At 66.2% G+C, this 6554-nt stretch carries 5 protein-coding genes, 1 tRNA gene and 1 pseudogene; 3 read left to right on the top strand and 4 right to left on the bottom strand.

Translation table 11 applies throughout. From position 1 onward, the window contains the following. Positions 1 to 62: 62 nt before the first annotated feature. From ACFWF3_RS19395 to ACFWF3_RS19410, 4 genes are all read right to left on the bottom strand, one after another. Positions 63 to 134: transfer RNA gene (locus ACFWF3_RS19395), tRNA-Val, on the bottom strand. Positions 135 to 166: 32 nt separating this feature from the next. Next, the gene (locus ACFWF3_RS19400; protein WP_067456651.1) at positions 167 to 631 is read right to left on the bottom strand and encodes a peroxiredoxin; all 465 of its coding nucleotides are present in this window, start codon (positions 629 to 631) and stop codon (positions 167 to 169) included. Positions 632 to 704: 73 nt separating this feature from the next. After that, positions 705 to 1127 carry a DUF3052 domain-containing protein gene (locus tag ACFWF3_RS19405; protein WP_101469203.1) on the bottom strand — a complete coding sequence of 141 codons (423 nt, stop codon included), beginning with the start codon at positions 1125 to 1127 and terminating at the stop codon, positions 705 to 707. A 127-nt stretch (positions 1128 to 1254) separates the two neighbouring features. Beyond that, a complete protein-coding gene (locus ACFWF3_RS19410; protein WP_378996285.1) occupies positions 1255 to 1803 on the bottom strand; it encodes a hypothetical protein in 549 nt (182 codons plus the stop codon). Positions 1804 to 2019: 216 nt separating this feature from the next. Between ACFWF3_RS19410 and aceE the strand changes: the two genes are divergently transcribed. From aceE to ACFWF3_RS19425, 3 genes and pseudogenes are all read left to right on the top strand, one after another. After that, a complete protein-coding gene (aceE, locus tag ACFWF3_RS19415; protein ID WP_379314724.1) occupies positions 2020 to 4902 on the top strand; it encodes a pyruvate dehydrogenase (acetyl-transferring), homodimeric type in 2883 nt (960 codons plus the stop codon). A 44-nt stretch (positions 4903 to 4946) separates the two neighbouring features. Beyond that, entirely contained in the window at positions 4947 to 6248 is a 1302-nt protein-coding gene (locus ACFWF3_RS19420; RefSeq protein ID WP_378996361.1) for a PucR family transcriptional regulator, read from the top strand. Positions 6249 to 6375: 127 nt separating this feature from the next. Next, positions 6376 to 6492, top strand: a pseudogene (locus ACFWF3_RS19425) (ACP S-malonyltransferase); the annotation flags it as partial. Positions 6493 to 6554 lie beyond the last annotated feature (62 nt).

Consider the following 6554-nt stretch of genomic DNA (forward strand, 5'->3'; position numbering starts at 1 on the left):
CCCCGAATCCTGGGGCAGCAGGGGTGCAAGGGCGATTGCCTTGCCACCTGCAACGTGAAATGTGGGCGCAGAGGGGATCGAACCCCCGACCGCTGGTGTGTAAAACCAGTGCTCTACCGCTGAGCTATACGCCCTGGCACCGCCGGGGAGTACCGGCGGTGTCGGGTTATGAATCTAGCGCGGCGAGGGCTTTCTCCCAAGCCGCCTGGTCACGGGCCTGTCCGGGGCCGTTCATCTCCGCGAAAGTGATGTAGCCGGACTTGTCGACGACGAAGGTTCCGCGGTTGGGGTAGCCGGATTTCTCGTTGAAGACGTCGTAGGACTGGGTGACGGCGCCGTGCGGCCAGAAGTCCGACAGCAGGGGGAACAGGTAGCCCTGTTCCGCGGCCCAGATCTTGTGGGTGGGTGGCGGTCCGACGGAGATCGCGATGATCTCGGCGTCGTCGTTCTGGAATTTGGGCAGCTCGTCGCGGACCTTGCACAGCTCGCCTTGGCAGATGCCGGTGAAGGCGAGCGGATAGAACACCAGCAGCACGTTCTTCTTGCCGCGGAAATCCGACAGGGTGACGGGCTGGTTGTTCTGGTCCTTGAGCGTGAAATCCGGCGCGAGAGTGCCAACCTCTAGCGGCATACTACGAATCCTCCGTCGTGTCGGGTCCCAGCCGGGCATGCGAGCCCAACTGAGACCCTAGCGAACGGCGGATTCAGCGCTGTTTGGACGGTGCCTTCGGCTGAACGAGGCGTGAGCCCGTCCAGCTGCCGAGGCTGATGGTGGATGTCTGGGTCAGGCCGGCCGTGGGTGCGGCTTCGGCGATCTCGCTCGGATCGACATGGCCTTGTTGACCGGTTTTGGGGGTGAGGACCCAGATGAAGCCTTCATCGGCCAGCGGGCTGATGGCATCCATCAGCTCGTCGGCCAGATCGCCGTCACCTTCTCGCCACCACAGCAGGACGGCGTCAACGACCTCATCGGAGTCTTCGTCGACCATTTCGCCGCCGCTGACCTCCTCGATCTCGGCGCGCAATGCGTCGTCGGTGTCCTCGTCCCAGCCCAATTCCTGAACAACCAAGCCGTGAGAAATGCCAAGCTTCTGAGCGTAGTTCTGCGCGTCCGCCGCGGCGACCACGGTGGTGTCCTCCCTAAACTTCCGACAGTAAGATAGGTGCAAGCGAACATGGTTATCGGCCGCAGCGCAAGCTGATCGGATGAATTGGGACCGTATGCCGCGTGTCGGGAGGGCGAAATCGGCCGTCTCAACAGGCGTCGTGGACGGCGGTACGTGCCTGGTTGATGGTGCGGCTGGCCTCGTTGAGCTTGCCGACAGGTGAGTTGTAGGTCATCTTTCTGGTCTGCACGGCCAGCTCGCGTGCCGCGACGACATACGCGGTGAATTTGTCGGCCAGTTCGGTCGGCAACGCGCCCGCCGCGGCGACGACGCCGGACTCCACTTTGGTCGCCGCGTTGTCGAGGGTGGTGGCCGCGGACTCGCGCTTGGCGGCGTAGTCGGGAGCGTTGGTGTCGTGGGCGGACACGAAGTCGTTGTACGCGGTGACGCCGGCGCCGGTGGTGGTGGCGAACTGGCCGCAGTTGTCGGTGATCGCGCGCTCTCGCGCGGCCGCGGCGCGCGAGGATGCGGCGGCCGAGGACGACGCCGCGGCGGTGGTCTTGTACGCGGCCACTTCGGCCGCGTCGGTCGTCGGTGTGCCGGGGATCTGCTCGGCACAACCCGCCACCACCGAACCCGCGGTCACGGCGACAAAGGCACAGATCAGCCCCAGTCGGCGCGCGTGCAGCTCCCTCATCGTCCGGCGTTCCCTCTCACTCACGTGCGTGACTCGTATTTCCCCGCAGAACCTACCTAATGGTATTCGCGCTGAGGTGATGACCTCGGCAGCCGTTTCGGTAAGGATGGGGGGTGCACCCGAACCTTTCGCAACGGGTGGTCCGCACACCAAGCGGGCAGGCCCGGGGATAGCGACGCCGACCAAGCAGTTCAGCCCCCATCACGAGGAGCAGATTTGACCGACCTGATCCACTCTGCAGCTTCCAACGATCCAGTAGCGACCTCCACCGGGGGCGGTGAATCCACCACCAAACCCACCGGTGAACGGGTACGGGTCATCCGCGAAGGAGTGGCGTCGTATCTACCGGATATCGACCCCGAAGAGACCAGTGAATGGCTGGAATCCTTCGACGACATGCTCGACCGGGAAGGCCCGGGTCGCGCCCGCTATCTGATGTTGCGCCTGCTCGAGCGAGCGGGCGAACGCCGTGTCTCGATTCCGGCGCTCACCTCCACCGATTACGTCAACACCATTCCCACCGAGAACGAACCGTGGTTCCCCGGTGACGAGGAAGTCGAGCGCCGCTTCCGCGCCTGGATCCGGTGGAACGCCGCGATCATGGTGCATCGCGCGCAGCGCCCCGGAATCGGTGTCGGCGGCCATATTTCGACCTACGCGTCCTCGGCGGCGCTCTACGAGGTGGGCTTCAACCACTTCTTCCGCGGCAAGGATCACCCCGGCGGCGGCGACCACGTCTACATCCAGGGCCACGCCTCGCCGGGCATCTACGCGCGCGGTTTCCTCGAGGGCCGCCTCAGCACGGACCGGCTCGACGGATTCCGTCAGGAATACAGCCACGGCGGCCTGGGCAAGGGCCTGCCGTCCTACCCGCATCCGCGGCTGATGCCGGACTTCTGGGAATTCCCGACGGTGTCGATGGGCCTCGGTCCGATGAACGCGATCTACCAGGCCAGGTTCAACCACTACCTCACCGATCGCGGCATCAAGGACACCTCCGACCAGCACGTCTGGGCCTTCCTCGGCGACGGCGAGATGGACGAACCCGAGTCGCGCGGCCTGATCCAGGTGGCCGCCAACGAGGCGCTCGACAACCTCACCTTCGTGATCAACTGCAACCTGCAGCGGCTCGACGGCCCGGTGCGCGGCAACGGCAAGATCATCCAGGAACTGGAGTCGTTCTTCCGTGGCGCGGGCTGGAACGTGATCAAGGTGGTCTGGGGTCGCGAGTGGGACGCGCTGCTCGGCGCCGACCGCGACGGCGCACTCGTGAACCTGATGAACTCCACCCCCGACGGTGACTACCAGACCTACAAGGCCAATGACGGCGCGTACGTGCGCGACCACTTCTTCGGCCGCGACCCGCGCACCAAAGCGCTGGTGCAGAACATGTCCGACAGCGAGATCTGGAATCTCAAGCGCGGCGGACACGACTACCGCAAGGTCTACGCGGCGTATTCGGCGGCGATGGCGCACAAGGGCCAGCCGACGGTGATCCTGGCCAAGACGATCAAGGGCTACACCCTCGGCAAGCACTTCGAGGGCCGCAACGCCACCCACCAGATGAAGAAGCTGGCGCTGCAGGACCTCAAGGACTTCCGCGATCTGCAGCGCATCCCGATCAGCGACGCCGAGCTGGAGAAGGACCCGTACCTGCCGCCGTACTACCACCCCGGCATGGACGATCCGGCCATCGAGTACATGCTGGCCCGCCGCACGTCGCTCGGCGGTTTCGTGCCGGAGCGTCGCTCGCCCGCCAAGGCGCTGAAGCTGCCGGGCGACGAGGCCTACCGCTCGGTGCGCAAGGGTTCGGGCAAGCAGAAGGTCGCCACGACGATGGCGCTGGTGCGCCTGGTCAAGGAACTGTTGCGCGACAAGGAGATCGGCAAGCGCATCGTGCCGATCATCCCGGACGAGGCCCGCACCTTCGGCATGGACTCGTGGTTCCCGACGCTGAAGATCTACAACCGCAACGGCCAGCTCTACACCTCGGTCGACGCGGAACTGATGCTCGCCTACAAGGAGAGCGCGGTCGGCCAGATCCTGCACGAGGGCATCAACGAAGCCGGTTCCACCGCCTCGTTCACCGCGGTCGCCACTTCCTACGCCACCCACGGCGAGCCGATGATCCCGCTCTACATCTTCTATTCGATGTTCGGATTCCAGCGCACCGGCGACAGCTTCTGGGCCGCGGCCGACCAGCTCGCGCGCGGATTCGTCCTCGGCGCCACCGCGGGCCGCACCACCCTCACCGGTGAGGGTCTGCAGCACAACGACGGGCAGTCGCTGCTGCTGGCATCGTCGAATCCCGCCGTGGTGACCTACGATCCGGCGTTCTCGTTCGAGATCGCGCACATCGTGCGCGACGGTCTGCGCCGGATGTACGGCGGCGGCGAGGCCCCGGCCAGTCAGCTGCCCGGCACCGAGGTGCCCGCGGTCGGCACGTTCGGCGGGGAGAACATCTTCTACTACATCACCTTGTACAACGAGCCCTATCAGCAGCCGGCCGAGCCCGACGACCTCGACGTCGCGGGTCTGCTCAAAGGTCTGTATCTGTACCAGGGCGGCGGTGAGGGCGAGGTTCGTGCCCAGATCCTCGTCTCCGGCGTGACCGTGCCCGACGGGCTGCGCGCGCAGGAGGTGCTGGCGCAGGAGTGGGGTGTGGCCGCGGACGTGTGGTCGGTGACCTCGTTCGGCGAGCTCCGCCGGGAGGCGCTCGACAAGGAGATCGCGGCGCTCAAGCACCCCGATGCGGATTCGGGCTCGCCATATGTCACCCAGGCGCTCTCGGCCGCGCGGGGACCGGTGGTCGCTGCGACGGACTGGATGCGCGCGGTGCCCGATCAGATCCGGCAGTGGGTGCCCGGCGACTACATCACCCTCGGCACCGACGGGTTCGGCTTCTCCGACACCCGCACGGCCGCGCGCCGGGTGTTCAACGTCGACGCGCAGTCGATCGTGGTCGCGGTGCTCGAGGGTCTCGTCCGGGACGGCACGTTCGACAAGGCCAAGGCGGTGGAAGCGGCCGCGAAATACGGCATCGACAGCGTGGCCGCCGCGCCGAAGCCGAGTGCGGACGCGGCAGAGGAACTCGCGTAGCGGACTATTGGACTGTGGAGCGCAAACCGCCGCGGCCCCGTCGGATCACCGAGGGCACCAGCGAACACGAGGTCTATCTGCCGACGGGGGCTCTGTCCCCGAATCGGCAGACCCGTGATCCGCTGCCCGACACGCTGCTCAAGCGGGTCAAGCAGTTTTCGGGCCGGCTGTCCACCGAGGCGGTGGGGTCGATGCAGGATCGGCTGCCGTTCTTCGCCGATCTGGACGCCGCGCAGCGAGCGGGCGTGCAGATGCTGGTGCAGACGGCGGTCGTGAACTTCCTGGAGTGGTTGCAGGATCCCGATTCCGATATCCGTTTCAGCCTGGACGCGTTCCAGGTGATTCCACAGGATCTGGCGCGGCGGCTCACGCTGCGCCAGACCGTGGACATGGTGCGGGTGGCCATGGACTTCTTCGAGCAGTGGCTGCCCGCGCTGGCGCGCAACGATCGGCAGCTGGTGGCGCTCACCGAGGCGGTGCTGCGGTACGGGCGTGAGCTCGGCTTCGCGGCCGCCTCGGTGTACGCCAGCGCCGCCGAGTCGCGTGGTGCGTGGGATACCCGCCTGGAGGCCCTGGTGGTCGACGCGGTGGTCCGCGGCGACACGGGTCCCGACATGCTTTCCCGGGCCGCCACGTTGAACTGGGACGCCACGGCGCCCGCCACGGTGCTGGTCGGCACACCGCCGCTGGATCAGGGCGTGTCGACGGTCGGCGCGGTGCACACCATCGCGACCAAACACGGCAGGGCCGCGCTGGCGGTGGTGCAGGGTGCGCGGCTGGTGATGGTGGTCAGCGGGCACCTGGGGGAGTCGGGCATGGGCTCGCCGTTCCTCACCGATCTGCTGGCTGAGGTGTTCTCCGACGGCCCGGTGGTGATCGGTCCGACGATGCGCACCCTCGGGGCGGCGCACGCGTCGGCGATCGAGGCGCTGGCGGGAATGGAGGCCGTGGTGGGCTGGCGCGCGGCGCCAAGGCCCGTTCACGCCACGGAGTTGTTGCCCGAGCGCGCGTTGCTGGGCGATAGAGCTGCGATAGAGGCGTTGAACGAGTATCTTGTGCTCCCGTTGGCTGCTGCCGGATCTTCGTTATCCGACACACTCGACGCCTACCTGGATTGTGGCGGAGCAGTAGAAACTTGCGCTCGGCAGCTGTACGTCCATCCAAATACCGTTCGGTACCGACTCAAACGAATCGGCGAGGTCACCGGCCGCGATCCGATGAATCCCCGGGACGCCTATGTGCTCCGAATCGCAGCAACAGTGGGCCGTTTGACACGAACGCATAACGAATCGTCTCCTTCTGTCACAGAAACCCCGTCTGCCCCATTGGCTCACGACCCCCTGTAACGGGATTGGGGAATCGGTCGATCCCGACACCCCACCTCGGATTTTGTGGGACCCCTACAAAAGCGATCGGAAAGCTTCATTCGCGCCGACATCTCATGCGGCGGGGGTCACAGTGTTGTCTTAGGGGGTGATCGCGTTGCTCACCCCTGGACAGGGGTCCCAGACACCCGGCATGCTCACGCCGTGGCTCGCACTTCCCGGTGCGACTGATCGCCTCGAGCTCTGGTCGAAGGCCGCAGGCCTTCGACGGACTCTATCGGCCCCTCGCGGATTGGGATGCTGACGAGGTCGACCTTGAGGAGTACA

The sequence above is a fragment of the Nocardia sp. NPDC060220 genome (genome assembly GCF_042727815.1).
Classification (GTDB): Bacteria; Actinomycetota; Actinomycetes; order Mycobacteriales; family Mycobacteriaceae; genus Nocardia.